23 protein-coding genes are annotated in these 23,658 nt (G+C 67.3%); 12 read left to right on the plus strand and 11 right to left on the minus strand.

The genetic code is table 11. The features are described 5' to 3' along the window. Nucleotides 1-53: 53 nt before the first annotated feature. The gene (locus tag D7006_RS13230) at nucleotides 54-1,022 is read right to left on the minus strand and encodes a hypothetical protein (protein WP_237353305.1); all 969 of its coding nucleotides are present in this window, start codon (nucleotides 1,020-1,022) and stop codon (nucleotides 54-56) included. A 730-nt stretch (nucleotides 1,023-1,752) separates the two neighbouring features. Here D7006_RS13230 and rnr point away from each other — a divergent pair. The 5 genes from rnr to rpmG all read left to right on the plus strand — a co-directional run bounded on the left by rnr (nucleotide 1,753) and on the right by rpmG (nucleotide 6,926). Then, the gene (gene rnr, locus D7006_RS13235) at nucleotides 1,753-4,056 is read left to right on the plus strand and encodes a ribonuclease R (protein ID WP_237356909.1); all 2,304 of its coding nucleotides are present in this window, start codon (nucleotides 1,753-1,755) and stop codon (nucleotides 4,054-4,056) included. 64 nt (nucleotides 4,057-4,120) lie between these two features. Beyond that, nucleotides 4,121-4,666, plus strand: coding sequence for a DUF983 domain-containing protein (locus D7006_RS13240; protein ID WP_371744944.1), 546 nt, complete (start codon nucleotides 4,121-4,123; stop codon nucleotides 4,664-4,666). A 5-nt stretch (nucleotides 4,667-4,671) separates the two neighbouring features. Beyond that, nucleotides 4,672-5,406: an NUDIX hydrolase gene (locus D7006_RS13245; RefSeq protein WP_237353306.1), complete on the plus strand. Its 735-nt coding sequence runs from the start codon at nucleotides 4,672-4,674 to the stop codon at nucleotides 5,404-5,406. Between the two features lie 11 nt (nucleotides 5,407-5,417). Continuing rightward, nucleotides 5,418-6,593 carry an MFS transporter gene (locus D7006_RS13250; RefSeq protein WP_169119968.1) on the plus strand — a complete coding sequence of 392 codons (1,176 nt, stop codon included), beginning with the start codon at nucleotides 5,418-5,420 and terminating at the stop codon, nucleotides 6,591-6,593. 165 nt (nucleotides 6,594-6,758) lie between these two features. Further along, entirely contained in the window at nucleotides 6,759-6,926 is a 168-nt protein-coding gene (rpmG, locus tag D7006_RS13255; RefSeq protein ID WP_012115832.1) for a 50S ribosomal protein L33, read from the plus strand. Nucleotides 6,927-7,084: 158 nt separating this feature from the next. On the opposite strand, the gene D7006_RS13260 is transcribed toward rpmG, so the two are convergent. The 3 genes from D7006_RS13260 to D7006_RS13270 form a co-directional block, all read right to left on the minus strand. Continuing rightward, nucleotides 7,085-8,353, minus strand: a complete 1,269-nt coding sequence (locus tag D7006_RS13260) for a lytic murein transglycosylase (protein ID WP_237353307.1) — start codon at nucleotides 8,351-8,353, stop codon at nucleotides 7,085-7,087. Between the two features lie 16 nt (nucleotides 8,354-8,369). Then, nucleotides 8,370-9,266, minus strand: coding sequence for a glutamate racemase (gene murI / locus D7006_RS13265; RefSeq protein ID WP_237353308.1), 897 nt, complete (start codon nucleotides 9,264-9,266; stop codon nucleotides 8,370-8,372). A gap of 119 nt (nucleotides 9,267-9,385) precedes the next feature. Continuing rightward, complete coding sequence (locus D7006_RS13270; protein WP_237353309.1) at nucleotides 9,386-10,081, minus strand: DUF4336 domain-containing protein; 696 nt, start codon at nucleotides 10,079-10,081, stop codon at nucleotides 9,386-9,388. 83 nt (nucleotides 10,082-10,164) lie between these two features. Between D7006_RS13270 and D7006_RS13275 the strand changes: the two genes are divergently transcribed. Together D7006_RS13275 and D7006_RS13280 are read left to right on the plus strand one after the other, a co-directional pair. Continuing rightward, on the plus strand, nucleotides 10,165-10,743 hold the full coding sequence (locus tag D7006_RS13275) for a TetR/AcrR family transcriptional regulator (RefSeq protein WP_237353310.1): 579 nt from the start codon (nucleotides 10,165-10,167) through the stop codon (nucleotides 10,741-10,743). 98 nt (nucleotides 10,744-10,841) lie between these two features. After that, nucleotides 10,842-11,255, plus strand: a complete 414-nt coding sequence (locus D7006_RS13280) for a hypothetical protein (protein WP_237353311.1) — start codon at nucleotides 10,842-10,844, stop codon at nucleotides 11,253-11,255. A 214-nt stretch (nucleotides 11,256-11,469) separates the two neighbouring features. Here the strand turns inward: D7006_RS13280 and D7006_RS13285 are convergent, their stop codons facing one another. After that, a complete protein-coding gene (locus D7006_RS13285; protein ID WP_229644777.1) occupies nucleotides 11,470-12,675 on the minus strand; it encodes an NAD-dependent formate dehydrogenase in 1,206 nt (401 codons plus the stop codon). 234 nt (nucleotides 12,676-12,909) lie between these two features. Further along, a complete protein-coding gene (locus D7006_RS13290) occupies nucleotides 12,910-13,830 on the minus strand; it encodes a LysR family transcriptional regulator (RefSeq protein ID WP_237353313.1) in 921 nt (306 codons plus the stop codon). 131 nt (nucleotides 13,831-13,961) lie between these two features. Between D7006_RS13290 and D7006_RS13295 the strand changes: the two genes are divergently transcribed. After that, nucleotides 13,962-14,318, plus strand: coding sequence for a winged helix-turn-helix domain-containing protein (locus D7006_RS13295; RefSeq protein WP_169119957.1), 357 nt, complete (start codon nucleotides 13,962-13,964; stop codon nucleotides 14,316-14,318). A 63-nt stretch (nucleotides 14,319-14,381) separates the two neighbouring features. Here D7006_RS13295 and ccmB read toward each other — a convergent pair whose 3' ends face one another. Both ccmB and ccmA read right to left on the minus strand, forming a co-directional pair. After that, the gene (gene ccmB, locus D7006_RS13300; protein WP_156026407.1) at nucleotides 14,382-15,053 is read right to left on the minus strand and encodes a heme exporter protein CcmB; all 672 of its coding nucleotides are present in this window, start codon (nucleotides 15,051-15,053) and stop codon (nucleotides 14,382-14,384) included. Then, a complete protein-coding gene (ccmA, locus tag D7006_RS13305) occupies nucleotides 15,050-15,670 on the minus strand; it encodes a heme ABC exporter ATP-binding protein CcmA (protein ID WP_237353314.1) in 621 nt (206 codons plus the stop codon). Before ccmA ends, ccmB begins: the two co-directional genes overlap by 4 nt. Nucleotides 15,671-15,846: 176 nt before the next feature. Here ccmA and acnA point away from each other — a divergent pair, with 176 nt between their 5' ends. The 3 genes from acnA (at nucleotide 15,847) to D7006_RS13320 (ending at nucleotide 20,315) form a co-directional block, all read left to right on the plus strand. Then, a complete protein-coding gene (gene acnA, locus D7006_RS13310) occupies nucleotides 15,847-18,543 on the plus strand; it encodes an aconitate hydratase AcnA (protein WP_237353316.1) in 2,697 nt (898 codons plus the stop codon). A gap of 187 nt (nucleotides 18,544-18,730) precedes the next feature. Then, the gene (locus D7006_RS13315; RefSeq protein ID WP_229644015.1) at nucleotides 18,731-19,462 is read left to right on the plus strand and encodes a thioredoxin family protein; all 732 of its coding nucleotides are present in this window, start codon (nucleotides 18,731-18,733) and stop codon (nucleotides 19,460-19,462) included. Nucleotides 19,463-19,943: 481 nt separating this feature from the next. Continuing rightward, the gene (locus D7006_RS13320; RefSeq protein WP_237353318.1) at nucleotides 19,944-20,315 is read left to right on the plus strand and encodes a DUF2794 domain-containing protein; all 372 of its coding nucleotides are present in this window, start codon (nucleotides 19,944-19,946) and stop codon (nucleotides 20,313-20,315) included. Nucleotides 20,316-20,381: 66 nt separating this feature from the next. Here D7006_RS13320 and irrA read toward each other — a convergent pair whose 3' ends face one another. Further along, complete coding sequence (gene irrA / locus D7006_RS13325; protein WP_305852721.1) at nucleotides 20,382-20,867, minus strand: iron response transcriptional regulator IrrA; 486 nt, start codon at nucleotides 20,865-20,867, stop codon at nucleotides 20,382-20,384. Nucleotides 20,868-21,203: 336 nt separating this feature from the next. Here irrA and D7006_RS13330 point away from each other — a divergent pair, with 336 nt between their 5' ends. Then, nucleotides 21,204-21,692: a disulfide bond formation protein B gene (locus D7006_RS13330; RefSeq protein ID WP_371744945.1), complete on the plus strand. Its 489-nt coding sequence runs from the start codon at nucleotides 21,204-21,206 to the stop codon at nucleotides 21,690-21,692. 95 nt (nucleotides 21,693-21,787) lie between these two features. On the opposite strand, the gene D7006_RS13335 is transcribed toward D7006_RS13330, so the two are convergent. Beyond that, on the minus strand, nucleotides 21,788-22,705 hold the full coding sequence (locus D7006_RS13335) for a glycosyltransferase family 2 protein (protein ID WP_237353320.1): 918 nt from the start codon (nucleotides 22,703-22,705) through the stop codon (nucleotides 21,788-21,790). Next, on the minus strand, nucleotides 22,698-23,630 hold the full coding sequence (locus tag D7006_RS13340; RefSeq protein WP_237356912.1) for an aldo/keto reductase: 933 nt from the start codon (nucleotides 23,628-23,630) through the stop codon (nucleotides 22,698-22,700). Before D7006_RS13340 ends, D7006_RS13335 begins: the two co-directional genes overlap by 8 nt. Nucleotides 23,631-23,658: the final 28 nt, after the last annotated feature.

A 23,658-nucleotide genomic window follows, 5' to 3' on the forward strand; every position in this document is an offset into this window, starting at 1 on the left:
TCAGGCAGGCGGCTCGTCTAGCAGATGACGGCGGCCGGGGGTAGCGGCGCGGCTCACGCCTTGCGGCGGCCGGCGGCGCTGACGCGGCGCGCCAGCGGCAGCATGACCACCGGCAGCAGGTAGATGGGAAATTGTGCTGCCGCTACGTAAAGCCACGTTTCGTGTGGCAGGACGGCGCCGGTGGCGGCGATCACCACCGCCATGTTGCGGTGGCCGCCGCAGAAGCCGAGCATCATCGCATCCCCAGGATCGACGGCGCGGAAGATGAGCGCGGTCGCGCCGAAGCCCAGCAGCGAGACGAAGAAGGCCAACGCGACCAGCCCCGCCATGAAGCCGGGCTGGTCGAGGAAGGCATAGGTTACCCCGTCCATCAGCCCGACGGCGAGAAGGCCCAGCAGCACCACGTTCAGCCCGTCGAGATGGGCGGAAATGGCTTCCACACGCTTGAGACCCAGCAGCCGGCGGATGAGGAGGCCGGCCCCCATGGTGCCGCCCACCACCGCGGCGAGCCTGAGCGCGAGCGCCAGCGGATCGAGCGCCAGCGCGCCGCCCGAGAAGTGGAACACCAGCCCGGGCGCGGTGAGCGGCGTCAGCGCCATGCCGCCGAGCATGGTCACCAGCACCAGCCGCGCATCGAGGCCAAGCAGCGCCGCGAAGGCGGGGGCGGACATGATGGGCGGGGCCGAGGCCTGCATGATGAGGGCGAGCACGATGGCGTTGGGCTCGCCGAGAAGCCGCGTGAAGAGCCCCATCGCGAGCGGCAGCACCAGCATGACCCAGGCGCAGGCCAGCACTGCGATGCCCGCGCGCCGCACGGTGAAGGCCCCGGCCATGGAGGTGCGCACGAAGGCCAGCACCAGCAGCGCGAGGATGGTGGGCACCACCAGCGGCTTCGCCAGCGCCGCGAACGGCGGCAGGGCGAGCCCGATGAACACGCTCAGCGCCACCGCCGGCGCGCTCCGCCGGCCAAGCCAGGCCAGAAGGCGCGTCAAAGCGAGCGCGGGCAGGAAGCCAGGGCTCATGGGCGAGATCTTGTGCGGGAAAGGGGCATCGAATGGGCCTCGGTCGCTTCTAGCCCCTGCCGGTATCTAATGGAAGCCACGGACGTGTCACCCATGGTGATCGGCCAGAACCGGCCGGCTCCCTCTCCCCTTGCGGGAGAGGGCTGGGGTGAGGGGTGTGGCGCCGCAAGAGCAGAGGCGCGAGAGGGTGGAGAGGCCCCCCTCCCCCCAGCCCCTTCGCGCTCCGGACGCATGGAGCGCAGCGGAGTGCGAGCCGAGGCACAGCGCAATCATATCCGCTTGTCATCGCCCGGCGTGTCCGGGCGATCCACCGTGCCGCTTGAGCAATGTCCGAAGGATTAACCAGGCCATTCCGTGGATCGCCCGGACACGCCGGGCGATGACGGCGACGCGGGAACTATTGTGCTGAACCCCGATCAGCGCTCCGGCTGTGCCGTCGCTTGTCCGGGGAACGGAGCGCTGGCGGCCAGGGGTCGCCGCCCCACGGAAACCCACCACTGGCGGCCGGGGCGTGTTCCGGGTAGCGTCCACGGGAAACCGGAAACACCCCTTGCCGAAGCGCCCAACCAAGCCGCCCACCCGTACCCACGCCAGCAAGGACGGCCGCGCCGCCAAGCCATCCCACGCGGAGAGGCCAGCACGCGCGACGAAATCCCGTGCCGCGCGCAAGCAGGCCGCCGCGGCCCATGAGGCGGCGGCGCTCGCCGTTGCGCCGCTGGCCACCGGCGAAATGCCGACCAAGGCGCAGGTGCTGGCCTTCATCGCCACCCAGAACGGCGAGGTGGGAAAGCGCGAGATCGCCCGCGCCTTCGGCCTCTCGGCGGCGCAGAAGGTGGAATTGAAGCAGCTCCTGCGGGACCTCTCCGAGGAGGGCACGGTGAGCCGCGAGCGGCGGCGCCTGCATGTGCCCGGCGCGCTGCCGGCGGTGGTGCTGGCCGACATCGTCTCCCGCGACGGCGACGGCGAACTGGTCGCCGTGCCCGTCGAGTGGGACAGCGAGGCCCAGGGCGAGGCACCGCACATTCTCGTCCAGGTGCCGCGCCGCGCGTCGGGACCGGCGCCAGGATTGTCGGACCGGGTGCTGCTGCGCATCGTGGAAGGCTCCATCGAGCATGCGGTCCCCCATGTGGGCCGCGTCATCAAGGTGCTGGAGAAGGCCCGCAAGCAGACCATGGGCATCTTCCGCGCCGCTCCGCAGGGCGGCGGCGGGCGCATCATCCCCATCGACAAGAAGCAGCTCGGCCGCGAATTGCAGGTGCCCCCCGGCGCCGAGCATGAGGCGGAGGACGGCGATCTCGTCACGGTCGAGCTGATGCGCCAGCGGGTGTTCGGCCTGCCGACCGCGCGGGTGAAGGAGAAGCTGGGGTCGCTGAAGTCCGAGAAGGCGGTGAGCCTCATCGCCATCCACGCCCACGGCATCCCCAACGCCTTCCCGGACGTGGTGCTGAAAGAGGCCGAGGCGGCGAAGCAGATCACCGTGCGCGGCCGCGAGGACTGGCGCGGTCTGCCCCTCGTCACCATCGATCCGCCGGACGCCAAGGACCATGACGACGCCGTCCATGCGGCGGCGGACGAGGACGGCGGCTTCATCGTCACCGTCGCCATCGCCGACGTCTCCGCCTATGTGCGGCCCGGCACGGCGCTGGACCGCGAGGCGCTGATCCGGGGCAATTCGGTCTATTTCCCCGATCGCGTCGTGCCCATGCTGCCGGAGCGCATCTCCAACGATCTGTGCTCCCTGCGCCCGGACGAGGACCGGCCGGCGCTGGCGGTGCGCCTCGTCATCGGCGCGGATGGGAGGAAGCGCAGCCACAGCTTCCACCGCATCCTCATGCGCTCGGCCGGCAAGCTCGCCTATGCGCAGGCGCAGAACGCCATTGAGGGCCGCACCGACGACATCACCGATCCGCTGGTGGAAGGCGTGCTCAAGCCGCTCTATGCGGCCTATGCCTGCGTGAGGAAGGCGCGCGACGCCCGCCAGCCCCTCGACCTCGATTTGCCCGAGCGCAAGATCATCCTCAAGCCCGACGGCACGGTGGACCGGGTGGTGGTGCCGGAGCGGCTGGACGCCCACCGGCTGATCGAGGAGTTCATGATCCTCGCCAACGTCGCCGCCGCCGAGACGCTGGAGGAGAAGAAGACTCCCCTCATCTACCGCGTCCATGACGGCCCGACGCTGGCCAAGCTCTCGGCCCTGCGCGACTTCCTCAAGACGCTGGACATCGGCCTGCCGAAGACCGACCAGGTGCGCCCCTCCCACTTCAACCGCATCCTGGACGAGGTGAAGGACACCGACGCCGCCCCGCTGGTGAACCAGGTGATCCTGCGCAGCCAGAGCCAGGCGGAGTACGCTTCCGAGAATTACGGCCATTTCGGCCTGAACCTGCGCCGCTACGCCCATTTCACCTCGCCCATCCGGCGCTATGCGGACCTCATCGTCCATCGCGGGCTCGTGCGGGCGCTGGGCGTGGGCAAGGACGGGCTGCCGGACGATGCCACCGTCGAGAGCCTCGGCGAGGTGGCGGCCGCCATTTCCGTTACGGAACGTCGCGCCATGGCGGCGGAGCGGGAGACGGTGGATCGGCTCATCGCCCATCACCTCGCCGACCAGATCGGTGCCACCTTCAATGGCCGCATCACCGGGGCGACCAAGGCGGGACTCTTCGTCGCGCTCGACATCACCGGGGCGGACGGCTTCATTCCCGCCTCAACCCTGGGCCAGGACTATTACCGGTACGACGAAGTGCGGCAGGCGCTGGTGGGGGACCGCACCGGCGAAATGCACCGCATCGGCGACCGGGTGGAGGTCAAGCTGGTGGAGGCCGCCCCGGTGGCCGGTGCGCTCCGGTTTGAGCTTCTGAGCGAAGGCTCCTATGTAAAGGGACCACGCGGGGGTGGACCGCAGCGCCGCGGTGCGCCGTCCGGTTTCGCCGGCAGGCCGGGCAAATCCTTGCCGGGCCGGGCAAAACCAGGCAAGTCGGGTTCCGGCAAGGCCAGCCCCGGCAAGGCCAAGCCCGGAGGTGGCAGGCGCTGAGGCGTCCGGCCGGCACAACGTTGGAGAAGCGCGCTCCTCAGGAGCGACCGAGAGGTTCAGGACCGTGACCACGCCGACCGGCATGACCGTGACCCAGAAGCTGTCGGCCCCCGATGAGGCGCCGACCGGCAATGTTCCGGGCGCGCCTGCCGTCGGCGGCGCCTTCGAACTTCCCCCGCCCCGCCGCGAGGTGCCCGGCGCGCTGATGCGGGGCGCGCGGTGCCTGTGCCCCGCCTGCGGCTCCGGCAGCATGTTTTCCAGCTACCTGAAGGTCACGCCCTTCTGCGCCACCTGCGGCGAGGAGCTGTATCACCACCGCGCCGACGACGCGCCGCCCTATGCGGTGATCTTCGTGGTGGGCCACATCGTGGTCCCGCTCATGGTGCTGGTGGAGGAATTGTACCGGCCGGAGGTGTGGGTGCACCTCTCGCTCTGGCTGCCGCTGACCTTGGTGCTCTGCCTCGCCCTGCTGCCGCCGCTGAAGGGCATGCTGGTGAACCTGCAATGGGCGCTGCGCATGCACGGCTTTGATTCCGGCAGCGACGAACGGGAGGCGCCGCCCGAAGGCGCCATCCGTCCCGTCATCCGCGCCGTCCGTCCGACCCTCTGAGAACCATGAACGATTTCGCGACCCGCCTGACCGCTTCCGAGCGGCGTCAGGATTCCCCGAACGTCCGCCCGAGCGACGCCGCCACCCTCATCCTCATCGACCGCAAGGGCAAGAAGCCCCGCGTGCTGATGGGGCGGCGGCATCCCAAGCTCAAGTTCCTGCCGGGCGTCTACGTCTTTCCCGGCGGCCGGCTGGAGAAGGCCGACAAGACCATGCCGGTCTACGGCTTCCTCGATGCCGACAGCGAGCGCCGGCTGCTCACCAACGTGCAGCGCCCGAGCCTCGGCCGCGCCCGGGGCCTCGCCGCCGCCGCCATCCGCGAGATGTATGAAGAGACCGGCCTGCTGGTGGGCACCAAGGAGTGCGGCGCGCCGGAAGCCCCCTGCGACGACTGGCGGGTGTTCGAGGAGCGCGGCGTGTTCCCGGACCTCGGCGCCCTCAGCTTCGTCGCCCGCGCCATCACCCCGCCCCGCCGCCCCCGGCGCTTCGACACCCGCTTCTTCGTCGCCGACGCCTCGGCCGTGTGCGACGAGGTGAAGGGGCTGGTGGGCGAGGATTCGGAACTCATCGATCTCGCCTGGCTCACCTTCGCGGAGACGGAGAAGCAGGAGCTTCCCACCATCACCCGCGTGGTTCTGGAAGAACTGGCCGCCCGCATCGATGCCGGGTTCGGCCCGCGCCTGCCGGTGCCCTCCTACGCCATGGTCCGCGGACACTTCGTCCGCACCCTCCTGGATTGAAGCCGAACGCGATGCATGCTCCCCACGGGTCCCTCGGCCACATGAGCCGGACGGCCTCCATCGCAGCCGCGATCTCCGCCATCACGGTGGTGGGTGTTGGCATCAGCCTGTCCATCCCCCTGCTGGCGCTGGAGCTGGAATCGCGCGGCATCGCCAACAAGTGGATCGGCATCAACACCGCCGTGGCGGGCATCGCCACCATCTTCACCGCGCCCTTCGTGCCGCTGCTGGTGCGCAAGATGGGGCTGCGCGCGCTGCTGGTGGGGGCCATCATCCTGGCCGCCGCGAGCCTCGTGGGCTTCAAGGCGGCGCCGTCCTTCCTCATGTGGTTCCCGCTGCGCTTCGCCTTCGGCGCGGCGCTGTGCATCCTGTTCGCGGTCTCGGAATTCTGGATCAATGCCCTCGCCCCGCCGAACCGGCGCGGGCTCATCATGGGCATCTATGCCACCGCGCTGTCGCTGGGCGCGGCGCTGGGGCCGACCATCCTCAGCGTGCTCGGCGCCTCCGGCTGGGCGCCCTACCTCGCCGGCGCCGTGGTGCTGCTGCTGGGTGCCATCCCCATCCTGCTGGCGCGGGGAATCACCCCGCGCATCCATGACGACAGCCATCACGGCGTGCTCACCTTCGTGCGCCGCTCGCCCTCGGCGGTGCTGGCGGCGCTGGTGTTCGGCGCCATCGAGACGGCGGTGATGACCTTCCTGCCGCTCTACGGCCTGCGCCTCGGCCTCTCCGAGACCAGCGCGGCGCTGCTGCTGACGGCGGCGGTGCTGGGCAACGTCGCCTTCCAGATCCCCATCGGCCTCATCAGCGACAAGGTGGACCGGCGGGTGCTGCTGTTCTGCTGCTCGCTGGCGGGCGCAGCGGGCGCCTTCACCTTGCCCTTCGTGCCGGTGTCGAGCCCGTGGTTCCTGGCCATGATCTTCCTCGCCACGGGCGTGGTGGGCTCGCTCTACACCGTGGGCCTCGCCCATCTCGGCGAGCGATTCCATGGCGCGGACCTCGCGGCAGCCAATGCGGCGTTCGTGATGCTCTATTCCGTGGGCCTCATCGCCGGCCCGCCTCTGGCCGGCGCGGGCATGGACCTTTACAACCCCTATGGCTTCGCTTTCGTCATCTCCACCATGCTGGCCGTCTATGCGGCCATCGTCGCCGGGCGGCTGATGACACGGGGCCGGAGGGCGGCGTGATCCACCGCAAGGATGGCCCACCCTTGACATTATGGGCGCATTGAGAGAGTTTCCGCGCCCACGAGCCGCCGGAGACCGGCAGCGCGTCCGTTCTTCTTTTCGCCACCTCACGGTTTGCAAAAACCAGACGGTCGCACGCCGCACGCGGCACCCAGGGATCAAGACATGGCCAAGGCTGCAACCATCAAGATCAAGCTCCTGTCCTCGGCGGACACGGGCGTGTTCTACGTCACCAAGAAGAATTCCCGCACCAAGACCGACAAGATCGTGCTCAAGAAGTACGATCCGGTGGTGCGCAAGCACGTCGAGTTCCGCGAAACCAAGATCAAGTGATTCCGCTGCGGCGCTGGACATCGGCGCCGCGCGGCCTACAATCTGAGGTTCATCGTGACTGGACAGGGCACCCTCCGGGTGCCCTTTTCTTTTGCGCGGGAGACGGGCGCCGGGAGGCGCCCTTTTCGTTTGTGCGGTCGGGCGGCGGGTGATTCCCCCTACCGCCCCTGCCGCAGCGCGTTGAGCACGGCGATGGAGGCATAGCCGTCCGCCGGCGTGATTCCCGCTTTCTGCTGGAAGGCGCGCACCGCCCGCATGGTGTCGGCGCCCACGCGGCCATCGGATCCGCCGGTGTTGAAGCCGGCCGCCGTGAGGCGCTGCTGCACCTCCTGGATCTCCGCCAACGTCAGCGCCCGCTCGCCACCGGGCCAGGAGGCGACGAACGGCCCCTCCCCCATCACCCGGTCGCCCAGATGCACCACCGCCAGCGCGTAGTTGGAGGACGGGTTATAGGAGCGCACCGCATAGAAATTGTGGAGCAGCAGCAGCGCCGGCCCGCCCGGACCACCCGGCAGCCAGAGCCGCGCCGGCTCGTCATAGGCGGACAGCGACTGCCCCTCGATGGTGGTGAGACCGAGTTCGCCCCACTGGGAGAGCGGGCGGCGCGTCTTGTTGTCGGCGAGGTCGGAATTGAAATTGCCCGGCAGCTTCGCCTCGAAGCCCCACGGCTCGCCGCGCCGGTACTTGCCGCGCTTCACCAGATAATTGGCGGTGCCGGCCAGCGCGTCGTCCGGCTTGCCGAAGGGGGAGATGCGCCCGTCGCCGTCGAAATCCACGCCCATGTTGAGCCAGACCTCGGGCATCCACTGGGTGTGGCCCATGGCGCCGGCCCACGAGCCGGTCATCTCCTGCGGCGTGCCCCAGCCGCGCTCGACGATGACGAGGGCGTTGAGAAGCTCCGCCTCCCAGTATTTGCGCCGCCGCGCATCACCCCACGCCAGCGCCGCCAGCGAATTGAAGATGGGCTTCATGTGGGCGGGGTTGGAGAGCACCTCGCCATAGGCGCTTTCCATGCCCCAATAGCCGAGCATCACCCGGCGATCGACGCCGAACGCCTGCTCGATGCGATCCAGCAGCCCGGAATATTGCTTGGCTTTCTGCCGGCCGGTGGAGATGCGCCAGTCGGAGACGCGGCGGTTGAGATACTGCCAGGACTGCTCCGTGAACTCTTCCTGGTTGCGGTCCTGGGCATAGACCGCAGTGTCCGGCTTCAGGCCGCTGAACACCTTGTTGTAGGTGGCATCCGACACGCCGCGGGCCCGGGCCCGGGCGCGGAAGGTCTCGACCCATTTGGGAAACGGCTGCGCCGCCTGCTGGGCGAAGACCGGCGGGGCGAGAAGGCCGGTACCGGCCAGAAATGCGCTCCCCGCAAGAGAGAGGGTAAAGGCGCGGCGGCCGATGAGCAGGCGGGATCGGTCGTCGGTCATGTCTCTCCCGGTCAGGTCAGCTAGAGGAGGTGAAGGGCCGGGCGGAGGCCAGCACCTCGGGATCGGCCACGGTGCGGCCGACGATGGCGGTGACACGCTCCGGCTCGAACGGCCGCAGCGTGGAGATGAGGCGCACAGGCGCCGTATCGGGCGGCGCCACGGCCGGGCCGATGAGCTGCGTCACCCGCCGGGCGATGGCGGGGGCGGGGTCGATCCAGGTGACGGGCCACGGCGCGAGGCGCTCGAAGCGGTCCACCAGCAGGGGATAATGGGTGCAGGCGAGAACCACCGTGTCGGTGCGCCGGCCACCGGCGGAGACGAAGCAGGGCGCGATCTCGGCGAGGATGTCTTCATCATCCACCGGATCGCCGGATATGGCCGCCTCGGCGAGGCCCGCGAGGCGATCGCTGGGCACGAGGGCCACGTCGCAGCCCTGCGCGAACTCGCGCACGAGGCCGGCCGTATAGTCCCGCCGGACGGTGCCGGGGGTGGCGAGAACGCTGACCCGTTTCGTCCGCGACGCGATGCAGGCCGGCTTGATGGCCGGCACGGTGCCGATGAAGGGCAGCGCATGGCGCGCGCGCAGGCTCGGCAGCGCCAACGTGGAAATGGTGTTGCAGGCGATGACCACGAGATCGGGCGAAACATCGGCGATCAGGCGGTCCACCACATGGCCGACGCGCTCCAGCATCACGTCGTCGGTGAGCGCGCCATAGGGAAAGGCCGCATCATCCGCCGCATAGACAAGGCGCGCATCCGGCCGGGCCTTGGCCACCTCGCGGAAGACGGACAATCCGCCCACCCCCGAATCGAACACGAGAATGGTCGGCGCGACGTCGGGGTGGGACGCGGTCGCGGTCAGCGGGGCGGCGAGGGAGGTCACGGCGGAACTCTCGATGGCAGCGTATGCCATGGCTTATCCTCAATGGCGCAGGCGAGATTGTGACGGCAGCACCGTAAAGGAAGGGTGAGCGGCGAGCGCGTGGCACGGCGGCCGCTGCGGGCGCACGCCCCAGAGACTGAGCGCCGCCGTCAGGCAAGCCAACGAAACGCGCGCCGGACCGAGGCGTGGCCATTGGCATGGATGGGTTCGCCATGGGCCATCACCACGCGCTCGATCGGCCATCGGAGGATCCGTTCAAGCCCCCTTCTGGCAGCCTCGCGGTCCACGAAGGCCACGCGGAACTTCCTCGGAACTTCCGGCTCGGGCGCGGTCATCAGGTCGATCCTGGCGACCCAAGCGCGCCAGCCTGTGAACCAAGTGGGTGCGAAATGCTGGATGAGGTCGGTAACGAGCAGCGTGGCGCTGGGGCGATGGAAGAAGACCACCTCGGTGGTGATCAGATTGCCCTGCATCGGCACCTGATCGATGTCGGCCGCCCAGTCCGAGGGAGGCTCTTCGCCGAGTTCTACCGCCATATCGAGGTCCGGGCGGCGTTGGCGAAGTCCCGGAGCGGCATGGATGCGAGCGGCGGGATAGGCCACCTGCCATTGGCCGAGGAACCGGTCGTGCAGCGTGTTCGGCGCGATCAGGTACCGCAAGGGACCGAGGGCCTCGACCGCGCGCCGCAGCGCATCGGACAGCGCGACGGGTGACCAGATGAACAGCGATCCTTCCGCCAGCCGAACCACCACCGTGCGGGTGGGATAATGGAAGCCGGCACCAGCCGTGACGACCGGCCCGTCGGCGATCCAGAGGTTCGGTCCAAAAGCCTGCAAAGCCGTCATGCGGCGACCTTTCGATTGCCAAGGCTCGTGCACTTGAGCGAATTAATTTATACTCATGTATAAAATTATACATGAGTATAATTATGTCTTCTGTCAAGCGCACCGACCGATCGCGCGGCCTTATCCTTGACGCCGCCGACACGGTGTTCCGTGAGAAGGGCTTCGCGGCCGCCGGCGTGGAGGAGATCGCCGCCCGCGCGGGGCTAACCCGCAAGACGGTCTACAACCTGTTCGGCTCCAAGGAGGAGATCGCGCACCACCTGATCGCGCGTGCCGAAGCGCTGGATCAGGGCTATCGCGCCCGCATGGCGGCGAACGAGAATGCGCTCCGCGTGCTGGAGACGATCCTGTTGGACAGCGCTAAGTGGTGCCTGGCCAACCCCTCCCTCGCGCGTCTGGCGCTGGCGCCGGCAGAACGGCCGCGCCTCGAACCGCCCGCCGATCGGCCGTCCTTTCAGGGGTTGGTCCGGGACGTGCTGCTGCTCGGCCAAAGGCAGGCGGTGATCCGCGGCGACGAGGATGCCAATTTCATGAGCCTGGTGCTGCTGGGCGTCTATGGTCAGGCCATGCTGACCGCGCTGGCGGGCGGGCGGTTCGACCCGCATGACGTCTTGCGCCTGATCCGGGTGGTCGTGGAGGGCATCGGCCACCAGACCACATGAGAGGCCCCCGCCCCCACGCCGAAACGTCAGCGCCGTTGACGCTTGACATACGCTATATCTGAATGACTATAGCTTCATTGCCAGAGCGGGTTTGGATCATGGCCATGCAGGACGAGGCGCCGCAGCGGGACGACATCATCGGGCAGGATCTCCTGTCGTTCGACGTCGCGGTGGACGGCAGCCGTTTCCGCATGAGCTTCAGCCAGCCGGACGGCTCCAGTGCCTCGCTGAACCTGCCCTCGGACTGCCTGCGCGCTTTGGTGATGACGCTGCCCAAGATGATGGCCGAGGTGCTGCGCGCCCAGTACAAGGACGAGAGCCTGCGCCTCGTCTATCCCGCCCACATGGTGCGGGTGGAGCAGGCCTCGGAGCCCTCCACCCTGATCCTCACCCTCGCCACGCCGGACGGGTTCGAGGTGTCCTTCGCGCTGGGCGGCCGACAGCTCCAGACGCTGGCCGCGGCCCATGCCAGCATCGGCCGCACGAGCGAGGCGGCACCTGTCTTCAACTGAGATTCATCCCTTTTTTGCCGAGCGACCAACCCCAACTGACCCGTTCGATTTTCCTCAAGACAACGCGATTTCACGCGGACCGGCACCCACTTCCCCGGAAAGCGTCCTGATCTCTCGTGTGGCATCTCGAACCGGAGGCACCGGGAGCCGAAAGGCCCCCGGTGCCAATTTTTTGCGTCAGCGGACCGGATAGGGGCGCCGCCGCACCGGTGGATCAACCCGCCTTCTTGAACTTCGCCGCCTCCTCCGAGCCGCCGGTAGCATTGCCCTTGGAATAGGAATGGGCGCCGACGCCGGCGAGGGTGCCGCCCTGGACGATGAGATATTCGTCGCGGATGGGGCGCCCCTCGAAGAAGCATTCGAGAATTTCACGCGTGCCGGCCGCATAGCGGGCCTGAGCGGTGAGCGAGGTGCCGGACATGTGCGGGGTCATGCCGTTCCACGCCATGGTGCGCCAGGGGTGATCGGCCGGCGCCGGCTGCGGGAACCACACGTCGCCGGCGTAGCCGGCGAGCCGGCCGCTCTCCAGCGCCCGGGCGATGGCGTCGCGGTCGCACAGCTTGCCGCGCGCGGTGTTGACGATGTAGGCGCCGCGCTTGAACAGCTTCAGCGTCTCCTCGTTCACCATGTGCTCGGTCTCGGGATGCAGCGGGCAGTTCAGCGTCACCACATCGCAATGGGGGTACATCTCCTCGCGGGTGGCGTGGAAGGTGAGGTTCAGCTCCTTCTCGATGGCCTCAGGCAGGCGGTGGCGGTCGGTGTAGTGCAGCTTCACGTCGAACGGCGCGAGGCGGCGCAGCACGGCAAGGCCGATGCGGCCGGCGGCCACGGTGCCGACGCTCATGGCCTCAAGATCGTAGGAGTGCTGCACGCAATCGGCGATGTTCCAGCCGCCCTTCCGCGCCCAGTCATGGGCCGGCAGATAGTTGCGCACCAGGCCGAGAATCATCATCACCACATGCTCGGCGACACTGATCGAGTTGCAGTAGGTGACCTCCGCGACGGTGACGCCCCGGTCGATGGCCGACTGCAGGTCCACGTGGTCCGAGCCGATGCCGGCGGTGAGCGCCAGCTTGAGGTTCTTGGCCTTGGCGAAGCGCTCGGGCGTCAGATAGGCCGGCCAGAACGGCTGGGAGATGACGATGTCCGCATCCACCAGCTCCTTCTCGAACACCGAATCCGGGCCGTCCTTGTCGGAGGTCACCACCAGCGTGTGACCGTTGGCTTCCAGATATCTGCGCAGCCCCAGTTCGCCGGAGACGCTGCCGAGCATGGTGCCGGGGATGAAGTCGATGGCCTTCGGCGTCGGCAGGGTCTGGCCGCCGGGATAGTGGTCGATCTTCGGCAGGTCGTCGCGGGCATAGGTCTTCGGCAGGCCGCCGATGGGATCGTCGTAGAGAACGCAGAGCACCTTGGCCATGGTTTCCTCCTTGAGGCGATGGAGGCGCGCGTCCGCGATCGCCGGATGGAGACCGGCGCCGGTCGGAACGGGACGCATTTGGGACGATCCGCGGGGCGGCCTGAGGCCACCGCGCCGCGCTTCCATCTTGAGGCCGGCGCAGGTCGCGTCCGGCTTGTGCGAGTTAAGGACGGGGGCGGCGGCCGGTCCAATCGTTTGGCGGCAACGATTGATAGCCTTCTGCGATAAGCGCCCTCAGGCGCAGGCGGTGAGGGCCGGCGGACGGGCCACGCTCTCGCCCAGCCGGCGCGCCGCATGGCGCATGAAGGCGCCGGCCAGCGGCGATTGCGGGTCGCGATCGGAGGTCACGACGCCGACGCTCTGGCTGTGCACCGGGTCCACCAGCGGGATCGCGACGAGATGGTCCGGCGCCTCGAAGGTTTCGAGATAGGTGTGGGGCACGATGCCGGACCACGCCCCGGAGCGCACCAGCGACCACACGCCGAGAAAGGTGTTGGCCTCGATGCGCGGATTGGAGGCCACCCCCGCCTCGGCGAGGATGCGGTCGACGATGCGCCGGTTCTGCATGTCGCTGGTGAGCAAGCACAAGGGATGCGCCGCCGCCTCCGACCAGCCGATGGCGTTGCGGCCGGAGAAGGCGCCGGCGGCGGTGACGAAGACATAGGTCTCGTCATAGAGCGCGATGGAGCGCACCCGCGCCAGCGGCTCGTTCTCGAAATAGGTGACGCCCGCGTCGATATCGAGCGTGTCGAGCCCGCGCTGGATGGCGGTGGAGGCAAGCGAGAGCAGTTGCACCCGCACATTGGGATAGCGGGCGCAGAAGCCGTTCACCAGTGCCGGCAAAGCGGGGATGGCGGCCGGAATCGCGCCGATCCGCAGGGTGCCGGACAGGCCGCTCGACGCGTCCGAGAGGTCCTGCCGCATACCGTTATAATCGGCCACCATGCGCTGCGCCCAGGCGAGCACCCGCTCGCCCTCCAAAGTCAGCCCCAGGAAGCGGTGGGAGCGGATGACGAGGGGCAGGCCCAGCTCCTCCTCCAGCTTGCGGATGCCGGCCGAGAGGCCCGGCTGCGACACCCGGCAGGCTTCCGCCGCCCGCCCGAAATGCCCCTCGCGGGCCACCGCCACGAGATATTCGAGCTGGCGCATGAACATGTGTTTGCCCTTCCTGGTGCCTGCATGCCTATCTTATATATCGATGGGAATAGCGACAAGGTGCCCCGGGGTTTGATAAGCTGCGCGTATTGGAGAGGCGCCGTCGGTGCGCGGGCTCCGGACGAGGTTCTATGGCGTCGCTGAGCGTGAGAATCGATCTTGCTCCCGGAGGCCGGCTCGGCCCCGGCAAGATCGAGCTTCTGGAGAAGATCGAGGCGCTCGGCTCCATCTCCGCGGCGGGGCGGGAAATGGACATGTCCTATCGCCGGGCATGGGAACTGGTGGAAGAGCTGAACGCGCTCTTCCCTGCCCCGCTCGTCTCCGCCCGCTCCGGCGGCAAGCACGGCGGCGGCACGGCGCTCACGGCGCTGGGGCAAGCGGTCGTCGCCAATTACCGCGCGATCGAGAAGGCCGCCGATGCAGCGACCCGCGCGGCCGTGGCGGAGCTGGAGGCGGAACTCGCCGCCACCCCCACCGCGGCCGAATAATCCCTTCCCCTCAAGCCCGCGCGGCGCCTGAGCGTAAGGCGCGCGAACTCCGCGCGGCCGGCTCTAGGCCCGCGCCGCCCGCAGCGCCGCCGCAGCCGCCACAGGCCCCAGCACCAGCGCGAACAGAGCGAGCCCCGCCAGCACGCGGAACGGCGTGCCGAACGGCACCGGCCCCACCACCGCCGCCTGCGTCGCCGACACGGCGAAGATCAGCACGGGGATGGTGAGGGGAATCACCAGCACCGCGATCAGCAGTCCACCCCGCCGGAACGCCCCGGCGAAGGCCGCGCCGATGAGGCCGAGAAAGGTCACGGCCGGCGTGCCCACCAGCAGCGTCAGCACCACCGCGCCGATGGCGGCGGGCTCGAGATTCAGCATCAGCGCCAGCACCGGCGCGGCGAGCACCAGAGGCAGGCCGGTGGCGAGCCAGTGGGCGAGGCCCTTGGCGGCCGCGGTCAGTTCCAGCGGCAGGGCGGAGAGGGTGAGGGCATCGAGCGAGCCATCCTCCGCATCGGAGGCGAACAGGCGCTCCAGCCCGATGAGGCTCGCCAGCAGCGCGCCGATCCACAGGATCGCCGGGCCGATGCGCGCCAGCAGCACGAGGTCCGGCCCCACCGCGAACGGCACCACCGTCACCACGCTGAGGAAGAACACCACGCCCAGCCCCGCGCCCCCGCCGGAGCCCAGCGACAGCGCCAGATCCCGGCGCACGATGGCAAGGAAGGCGGCGATCATGGGCGGCCTCCCAGCCGGAGTTCGTCCGTGGGGCCGAGGTCGAGCGGCGCGTGGGTGGCGGCGATGAGGAGGCCGCCATCGGCGAGATGGGCACGGCCGAAGGCGGCGAAGCGGGCCTGCGCCTTCACGTCGAGAGCGGTGGTCGGCTCGTCCAGCACCCATATCGGACGCTTGGCGACGAGAAGGCGGGCGATGGCGAGGCGGCGCTTCTGCCCGGCGGAGAGCACCTGCGCGCGCAGCCGGCCGAGGCCGCCGAGGCCCACCTCCTCCAGCGCCTCTTCCACCTGAAGTCCGCCGCCGCCGAGCACAGTGCGCCAGAAAGCGAGATTGGCGGCGACCGTAAGCGCGCCCTTCACCGCATCCTCATGCCCGAGATAATGCAGGTGCTCGCCCACGGACTCGCCGCCGCCCGAAGAACCGTCATCAAGGCGCACGGTACCTGAGGTGGGGGCGAGCAGTCCGGCGAGGATGCGCAGCAGCGAGGATTTGCCGGCGCCGTTGGGCCCGACCACCACCAGCGCCCGCCCGGCGGCCGCCGACACGGCAAGGCCCTCGAACAGGAGCTTGAAACCTCTTCGGCAGGAAAGGTTATCCCCTACCAGCGCCTTGACCGTCATGCGTTGCTCACCCCTGCCTTTTGGTGCATTGCACATTCAACGCTGTTATCGCATGACCGCGCTTTGAAATGGCTCTATAAAGCCCGCAGCCGCGCCGTCCAAGGTGGTGGAGAAAAGACCTCCACCGTCGAAGGAGGTGCTGTTTCGGTCGATCATCGAACCGGAGTTTTCCAGCCGTGACCTCCCTCGACAGCTTCAAGTGCCGCACAACCCTGACGGTAGACGACAAAGAGTACGTCTATTACGATCTCGCGCTGGCGGAGAAGAATGGCCTTCCGGGCATTTCCGCCCTCCCCTTCTCCATGAAGGTGCTGCTCGAGAACCTGCTGCGCTTCGAGGATGGTCGCTCCGTCACGAAGGAAGACGTGATCTCGGTCGCCGACTGGGTGAACAACCGCGGCAAGGCCGAGAAGGAAATCGCCTATCGCCCCGCGCGCGTGCTGATGCAGGACTTCACCGGCGTTCCGGCGGTGGTGGACCTCGCCGCCATGCGCGACGCCATGGTGGCCCTCGGCGGCGATCCCGAGCGCATCAACCCGCTGGTTCCCGTGGATCTGGTGATCGATCACTCAGTGATCGTGAACTTCTTCGGTGACAACAAGGCGTTCGGCAAGAACGTCGAGGAAGAATACAAGCAGAACCAGGAGCGCTACCGCTTCCTGAAGTGGGGCCAGAACGCGTTCGACAATTTCCGCGTCGTTCCGCCCGGCACCGGCATCTGCCATCAGGTGAATCTCGAATACCTCGCCCAGACCGTCTGGACCCGCAAGGAAGAGATCGGCGGCAAGAAGGTCGAGGTGGCCTATCCCGATACGCTCGTGGGCACCGACTCGCACACCACCATGGTCAACGGCCTGGGCGTGCTCGGCTGGGGCGTGGGCGGCATCGAGGCCGAGGCGGCCATGCTCGGCCAGCCCATCTCCATGCTCATCCCCGAGGTGATCGGCTTCAAGCTCGACGGCAAGCTGCGCGAGGGCATCACCGCCACCGACCTCGTGCTCACCGTCACCCAGATGCTCCGCAAGAAGGGCGTCGTGGGCAAGTTCGTGGAATTCTACGGCCCGGGCCTGGATCACCTCTCCCTCGCCGACCGCGCCACCATCGCCAACATGGCCCCGGAATACGGCGCCACCTGCGGCTTCTTCCCGGTGGACAAGGAAACCATCGACTATCTCGACGAGACCGGCCGCAAGGACAGCCGCGTCGCGCTGGTGGAGAAGTACTCCAAGGCGCAAGGCATGTGGCGCAAGAAGGACACTCCGGACCCGGTGTTCACCGACACCCTGGAGCTGGACCTCGACACGGTTCTGCCGTCCCTCGCCGGCCCCAAGCGCCCGCAGGACCGCGTGCTGCTCTCCGACACCAAGACCGGCTTCGTGTCCGCCTTGGAAGGCGAGTTCAAGAAGCCCGGTGAGGCCGCCAAGCGCGTTCCCGTCACCGGCACCGACTACACGCTCGGCCACGGCGACGTGGTGATCGCCGCCATCACCTCCTGCACCAACACCTCCAACCCCTCCGTGCTGATCGCCGCCGGCCTGTTGGCCAAGGCCGCCGTGAAGCGCGGCCTGAAGTCCAAGCCGTGGGTGAAGACCTCGCTCGCGCCCGGCTCGCAGGTAGTGGAAGGCTATCTGAAGGCCGCCGGCCTGCAGGAATATCTCGACGACGTGGGCTTCAACCTGGTCGGCTTCGGCTGCACCACCTGCATCGGCAATTCCGGCCCGCTGCCGGAGCCGATCTCCGAGGCGATCAACAAGAACGACCTCGTGGCCGGCGCCGTCATCTCCGGCAACCGCAACTTCGAAGGCCGCGTGAACCCGGACGTGAAGGCGAACTACCTCGCCTCCCCGCCTTTGGTGGTCGCCTATGCGCTCGCCGGCTCGCTGCAGATCGACCTGACCACCGAGCCTCTCGGCACGGACAAGGACGGCAAGCCCGTGTACCTCAAGGATATTTGGCCTTCCAACAAGGAAGTGGCCCAGTACATCCGCGAGAACGTTACCAAGAAGATGTTCAAGGAAAAGTATTCTGACGTTTTCAAGGGCGACGAGCACTGGCAGAAGATCGCCGTGCCCACCGGCCAGACCTATGCCTGGCAGGACACCTCGACCTACGTGCAGAATCCGCCCTATTTCGTCGGGATGCAGAAGCAGCCGGAGCCGGTCAAGGACATCATCGATGCCCGGATCATGGGCCTGTTCCTCGACTCCATCACCACCGACCACATCTCGCCGGCCGGCTCCATCAAGCAGGCGTCCCCGGCGGGCCAGTACCTGATCGATCATCAGGTGCGCCCGGTGGACTTCAACCAGTACGGCACCCGCCGCGGCAACCATGAAGTGATGATGCGGGGCACCTTCGCCAACATCCGCATCAAGAACCAGATGGTGCCGGGCGTGGAAGGCGGCGTGACCATCCACTATCCGGATGGCGCGCAGCTGCCCATCTACGACGCGGCCATGCAGTACAAGGCCGAGGGCGTTCCGCTGGTGGTGTTCGCCGGCAAGGAATACGGCACCGGCTCCTCCCGCGACTGGGCGGCGAAGGGCACCAAGCTGCTCGGCGTGCGCGCCGTGGTGGCCCAGTCCTTCGAGCGTATCCACCGCTCGAACCTGGTCGGCATGGGCATCGTGCCGCTGGTGTTCAAGGACGGCGAGAGCTGGCAGAGCCTCGGCATCAAGGGCGACGAGATCGTCACCCTCAAGGGCATCGAGGGCGACCTCAAGCCCCGCCAGACGCTCACCGCCGAGATCAAGTTCGCCGACGGCACCGTGAAGAACGTCGAGCTCATCTGCCGTATCGATACGCTGGACGAGCTGGACTACTTCCGCAACGGCGGCATCCTGCCCTACGTGCTGCGCTCGCTCGCGGCCTGATCTCCTTCGGGGGCCCTTGGGGGTCCTGACAGAGACGTGACTGACGCCGGCCCGACGCCTGTCGGGCCGGCGTTTTCATGTGGCGGGCGTGTAAATGATACCGCTCCGACACCCTATTGTGACTGGAGTGCGGTGCGTCGGTCGGTTATTGCGGGGACACATTCCGCCAACAACCGCATTGCGCCCCATGATGTTGAACCGCTCCGCCCTCGCGCTCGTCCTCGCCCTCGCCGCCTCGCCGGCGCTGGCGCAGACCCAGCCGAAGGTGGTGGTGGAGCTGTTCACCAGCCAGGGCTGCGCCTCCTGCCCGCCCGCCGACGCGCTGCTGAACGATCTCGCCAAGGATCCGCAGGTGCTCGCGCTCACCCTCTCGGTAGACTACTGGGACTATGTGGGCTGGAAGGACACCCTCGCCCTCCACGGCCACTCCCTGCGCCAGAAGGCCTATGCCGAGCAGCGGCCGGACAAGAAGATCTACACCCCCCAGATGGTCATCGACGGCCAGATCGCCGCCAAGGGCAGCGACCGCGCCGCCGTGCAGCGCGCCGTCATGACCGCCCGCGCCTCCGGCGGCCTCTCCCTTCCCGTCGAGGTGAAGCGGGACGGCGACGCCCTCGAAATCACCCTGCCCCAGCCCCTCTCCATCGAGGACGGTGCCGAGCTGTGGGCCTGCCCGGTGTCGCGCACCCAGTCGGTCTCCATCGGCCGCGGCGAGAATGGCGGACGCAACGTCACCTACTCCAACGTGGTGCGCGGCTGGACCCGCGTCGCTCGCTGGCAGGGGGATGTCCGCACCTTCCGGGTGCCGCTGAAGGACCTCCACCGGGAAGGCATGGATGCGGTGGCGGTGATGGTGCAGACCGGCACCCCGGCCGCCCCCGGACAGATCGTCGGCGCGACCCTCTTCCCGCTCGACTGAACCGGCATTTCACCGAACCTGCGCCGAACCCACCCGAACCACCCGTTTTAATCGCCTGAATCGTCCCGGCATCCCGGGCCGATTCGGCTCGCGCTGTGCGTGGTCGCGGGGCCAAAAAAAAGGCCATCCGCATGGGATGGCCTACATCGGGGGTCTGAAGTCGGTGCGTAGCAGTGGCCGGTTCGCGCACACCCCGGGGGGCTGGGGGGCTGGGATAGACCGGAGCGCCTCGCGAACCGGCCCTGCTACACGAAGAAAGATCGCGCCGGCCCGCGGCACGCGATTGGCCGAATTCCGGCGACACTGTGATTCCATTGACGTTGGCGTGATAGGTATCTAGATGCCATCCGGAGATCGGGAGCAGCCGGCTACGGATTGGCCTTGAAAGGGCTCGCCGGCAGAGGGATCATGTGGAAATGCAAGCGTCCCAACCCCGGCAGCCCCGCTGGAAAGTGACGCCAGACAAGGACAAGGAGGCCCGATGGGAGACATCGAACCCATAGTCCTGCAGCGGCGCGGCGCCTCGCCGGTCCAGCCCTCCACGCCCACCCCCGCCCCCCTTCGCGTCACCTTTGACCGCCGCGAGCTGGACCGGATCCTCGACCTCTACGGCCGCATGGTCGCCCAGGGCGAATGGCGGGACTACGCCATTGATTTCCAACGCGACAAGGCCGTCTTCTGCATCTATCGCCGCGCCATGGACGTCCCTCTCTACCGCATAGAGAAGGACCCCCGCCTCGCCCGGAAGCAGGGCATCTATAGCGTCGTCTCGCAGACCGGCCTCATCCTGAAGCGCGGCCACGAACTGCCCCGCGTCCTGGCCGTGCTCGAAAAGCCGCTGCGCACCATCTGAGCCGGCGTCCGGACACAAAAAAAGGCCGGGACATGCCCGGCCTGAAACTCTGATGCGAAATCCGAATCAGCCGCGATTCGCGCCCTTGCGCCGCAGGCGGACGACCACGTCCACGCGGGCGACCTCATAGCCTTCCGGCGGCTCAGGCAGCAGGTTCACAGCCACGTCCGCAGCCGGAATGTCCACCAGATCGTTCTGGCCTTCGACGAAGAAATGGTGGTGGTCGGAGGCGTTGGTGTCGAAATAGGTCTTCGAGCCATCCACCGCAACCTCGCGCAGGAGGCTCACTTCCGTGAACTGGTGCAGCGTGTTGTAGACGGTGGCGAGCGACACCGGGAAGCGCGCCTTGATGGCTTCCTCGTGCAGGATTTCCGCCGTCACATGCCGGTCGCCCTTGGCGAACAGCAGCCAGCCGAGGGCCAGACGCTGGCGGGTGGGCCGCAGGCCAACTTCCTTCAGCATCTCGCGAACGTCATGGAACGGGCAGCCGGTGCGACGCGTCGTGTTCACATCCCGCAGCTGGGCGACGGGAAGGATCGGTTCGACCTGCATGTCACCGCCCTGGGAGAAGGAGGTGCTGAAGGTGGTACGGGCGCGGGGCATCTCGGTCATTTCGGCTGCAATCTTCGTAGCTAAAACCAAAATATGCGCCGCCGAGGGAAACGCAATGCGAATGCCTCCGAAGACGACTAGCAAATTTATACCCCATGCTGCACAGCAGCGCCATACGGGCGGGCCTGAGTAAGAACATTTCCAAGGTAGGGGCGCACCATCGGCCCCTGCGTCACTTCAGGTCACATGAGCGTCAATCAACGCCCCGCGCATGGACAATGACGCCTCGGCCAAGCTATCGCGGGGCTTGGCCGTCGACCGCGAACGGAGCTTGCCTTGTATCCGACCACGAAGGAAACCGCGTCCCTGCTGCTGGTGGCAGGCTCTGTCATGGCCCTCAGCGCTGCCTGGTATTTCCAGCTGGTCGTGGGGCTGGCGCCCTGCCCCCTTTGCCTCGACCAGCGCATCGCCTATTACGCCGCCATCCCCTTGGGACTGATCGCCTTCTTTCTCTCCCGGAGCGGCCGGTCCGGACCGGCGCGGGTCCTGCTCGCCCTGCTGGGCGTCGCTATGCTCGCGAACGCTGGCCTTGCGATCTACCACGCCGGCATCGAATGGCAGTTCTGGACCGGTCCCACGGCCTGCACCGGCGCACCCGTGGCAACGAGCAATGTGCTCTCCGCCCTCAAGGGCGCCCGCGTGCCCCGCTGCGACGAAGCGGCGTGGCGGATGTTCGGCCTGTCCATGGCGGGCTGGAACGCGTTGATCGCCCTGGGGCTGTCCGCGGTCGGGTTCGCTGGCGCGACGACCGGTCGCAAGGCCTGATCGGGGCTGGGACGAGACCAGTCCCAAGGGCGGCCAATCTATGTCACTTCATCCGAATTATGGGCGCCCGATCTCATCTGATCCTGTCGTTAGCTTTAGCTGCGAAGGCGATAGCCCGTGAGCTTCTCGAGCTTTTCGAGGCGTTCCTCTCTGTTGGCGCACCCGACAAGCTCGCGCTCATACTCCACGACTTTTGATCCGACCAGAAATCGATACCAGCCTCCCTGCAGGAAGTGGTAGATCAAACCAGGTTGCCCATCAAAAAATCCAAGCTTTAATATGTATCTATAAATAAAAAACCCTGCAGGCCCCACCCACAAAGGTAATTTGTTATAAACCCCCTCCTTAATCCAACGCTTTATCGAAGCCTGGAAAGACGCAGAACCGCCTGGGATTTCCTCGTCCATCGGAAAGAGGCGGTACTTTCGATTCAACACATCTATAGCTTCGCGTGTAGCGTATTTATTGTGCTTGTCCGTGAAGAAGGTGAGATCATTGATATTGTGGTCTGAAAAACCGCCGTCGAACGTCACGGTTCGTCCGCCCCACGTGATGATATGCTCGTCCATCCACCGGTTCTCGACCCGCCCGTGACCGCGCCGCCAAATGCGCAGGAGGATGAGCGGATAGCGCCCACCGTGCCGAATCCAGCGATCCATGAAAATGTGCTTGCGCTTCAGGTTAATGCCAACCACATCGGTGCCCAGCGTCGGCAGCTTCGCCTCGATTTCCGCCGCGAGATCGGGCTCGATCACCTCGTCGGCATCGAGACGCATGATCCAGGAACCGGTGATCGGCGCGTTCTGGACTCCCCACTCGAACTGCTGTGCCTGATTGACGAACTTGTTCTTTAGAACCATTGCGCCGCCGGCTTCCGCGAGTTCGACGGTTCGATCGTTGGAAAAGCTGTCGATGACAAAGATTTCCTTGGCGATCCCACGTATGGATTCAAGCGCGCGGACGATGTGGCGCTCTTCGTTGTACGTGAGGATGACGACCGACAGGTCAAGCATCGTTCTCCCCCCCGGCCAGGATCTCCTGGAACTCCTTGGCAAATTGCTGGTCAGGCGCCCATCCGGCGACCGCCAGGTTGGCTTCCAGGTGGCGCTCCGCAAACATGGAGGACAGGACAACGCCGGTCGGATTGTTGGCGAAGGCGTACCGCATCAGGCTCTCCGGCTCCCAGCGATCGGTCGCGATACCCCATCGGCGGGCGAAGGCTTCCAAGCGTGTACGCTTGGCGAGATCGAGCCCCCTGATCCGCTCAAGCGCGCCCGAGCCAATGACGCCATGGGTGGCGAGCAGAGGCTCTCGTGCCCAAGGAAGCCGTCGCACCGCATCCGCGGCGCCATCAAAGGGCGAATCCGGGAACTGAACCACATCCGGCTGCCGGCCCGCTGAGGCGGCGGCGCCGATCGCCGCAACAGGACCGGCGACCGAGATCGCGCGGATCTTCCCCTTGGTGACCAATGCCTGAAGCGCGGCTTGTGTCTCGGCGCTCGCGACGCTCGTCGGCAACGGATCATGGAAAGCAAAGACGTCCAAGTAATCGGTTCCGAGCTGGCGCAGGCTTTCGTCCAGCCACGTCTCGATCTCCGAAGGCGCAATTCCCCTGTTCTCGCCCGTCCCGCGCGAGCGCCGCGCCACCTGCCGCAGCCCTGGCACCAGGCTCACAGCGCGTCGAGCCAGCGGCCGCAGCACCTGCGCCGCGAAGGACACATTCGGGCGGGAAATGCCGAACTTGGAGCAGATGACCACATCCTTCCGCCGCGCCCCCAGGCTCTTGCCCAACAGTTGCTCGGCATGACCGTCCCCATATGGCGGCGCCACGTCAAACCATGTCACGCCGCGATCCAAGGCGCGGGCGATGGCTCTCTCTCCGTCTGCCTGCGAGACGCGAGATCCAAGCGAAGCGCAGCCGAAGGCGATGCAAGACACCTCGCGCTGAAGGGCGGGGACGAAAACC

Origin of the sequence: Xanthobacter sp. YC-JY1, from assembly GCF_021730305.1 — a bacterium.
Taxonomy (GTDB): Bacteria; Pseudomonadota; Alphaproteobacteria; order Rhizobiales; family Xanthobacteraceae; genus Xanthobacter; species Xanthobacter flavus.

Bases quoted from the DNA above. Each gene is read 5' to 3' on its own strand.
- D7006_RS13250 (WP_169119968.1), top strand. From the start codon at position 5,418: ATGCATGCTCCCCACGGGTCCCTCGGCCACATGAGCCGGACGGCCTCC.
- D7006_RS13285 (WP_229644777.1), bottom strand. From the start codon at position 12,675: ATGGCCAAGGTGCTCTGCGTTCTCTACGACGATCCCATCGGCGGCCTG.
- D7006_RS13335 (WP_237353320.1), bottom strand. From the start codon at position 22,705: ATGCTTGACCTGTCGGTCGTCATCCTCACGTACAACGAAGAGCGCCAC.
- D7006_RS13320 (WP_237353318.1), top strand. From the start codon at position 19,944: ATGGGAGACATCGAACCCATAGTCCTGCAGCGGCGCGGCGCCTCGCCG.
- irrA (WP_305852721.1), bottom strand. From the start codon at position 20,867: ATGCAGGTCGAACCGATCCTTCCCGTCGCCCAGCTGCGGGATGTGAAC.
- D7006_RS13315 (WP_229644015.1), top strand. From the start codon at position 18,731: ATGATGTTGAACCGCTCCGCCCTCGCGCTCGTCCTCGCCCTCGCCGCC.
- murI (WP_237353308.1), bottom strand. From the start codon at position 9,266: ATGGCATACGCTGCCATCGAGAGTTCCGCCGTGACCTCCCTCGCCGCC.
- rpmG (WP_012115832.1), top strand. From the start codon at position 6,759: ATGGCCAAGGCTGCAACCATCAAGATCAAGCTCCTGTCCTCGGCGGAC.
- D7006_RS13275 (WP_237353310.1), top strand. From the start codon at position 10,165: ATGTCTTCTGTCAAGCGCACCGACCGATCGCGCGGCCTTATCCTTGAC.
- ccmB (WP_156026407.1), bottom strand. From the start codon at position 15,053: ATGATCGCCGCCTTCCTTGCCATCGTGCGCCGGGATCTGGCGCTGTCG.
- D7006_RS13230 (WP_237353305.1), bottom strand. From the start codon at position 1,022: ATGAGCCCTGGCTTCCTGCCCGCGCTCGCTTTGACGCGCCTTCTGGCC.
- D7006_RS13260 (WP_237353307.1), bottom strand. From the start codon at position 8,353: ATGACCGACGACCGATCCCGCCTGCTCATCGGCCGCCGCGCCTTTACC.
- D7006_RS13270 (WP_237353309.1), bottom strand. From the start codon at position 10,081: ATGACGGCTTTGCAGGCTTTTGGACCGAACCTCTGGATCGCCGACGGG.
- rnr (WP_237356909.1), top strand. From the start codon at position 1,753: ATGCCGACCAAGGCGCAGGTGCTGGCCTTCATCGCCACCCAGAACGGC.
- ccmA (WP_237353314.1), bottom strand. From the start codon at position 15,670: ATGACGGTCAAGGCGCTGGTAGGGGATAACCTTTCCTGCCGAAGAGGT.
- D7006_RS13245 (WP_237353306.1), top strand. From the start codon at position 4,672: ATGAACGATTTCGCGACCCGCCTGACCGCTTCCGAGCGGCGTCAGGAT.
- D7006_RS13290 (WP_237353313.1), bottom strand. From the start codon at position 13,830: ATGTTCATGCGCCAGCTCGAATATCTCGTGGCGGTGGCCCGCGAGGGG.
- D7006_RS13280 (WP_237353311.1), top strand. From the start codon at position 10,842: ATGGCCATGCAGGACGAGGCGCCGCAGCGGGACGACATCATCGGGCAG.
- D7006_RS13295 (WP_169119957.1), top strand. From the start codon at position 13,962: ATGGCGTCGCTGAGCGTGAGAATCGATCTTGCTCCCGGAGGCCGGCTC.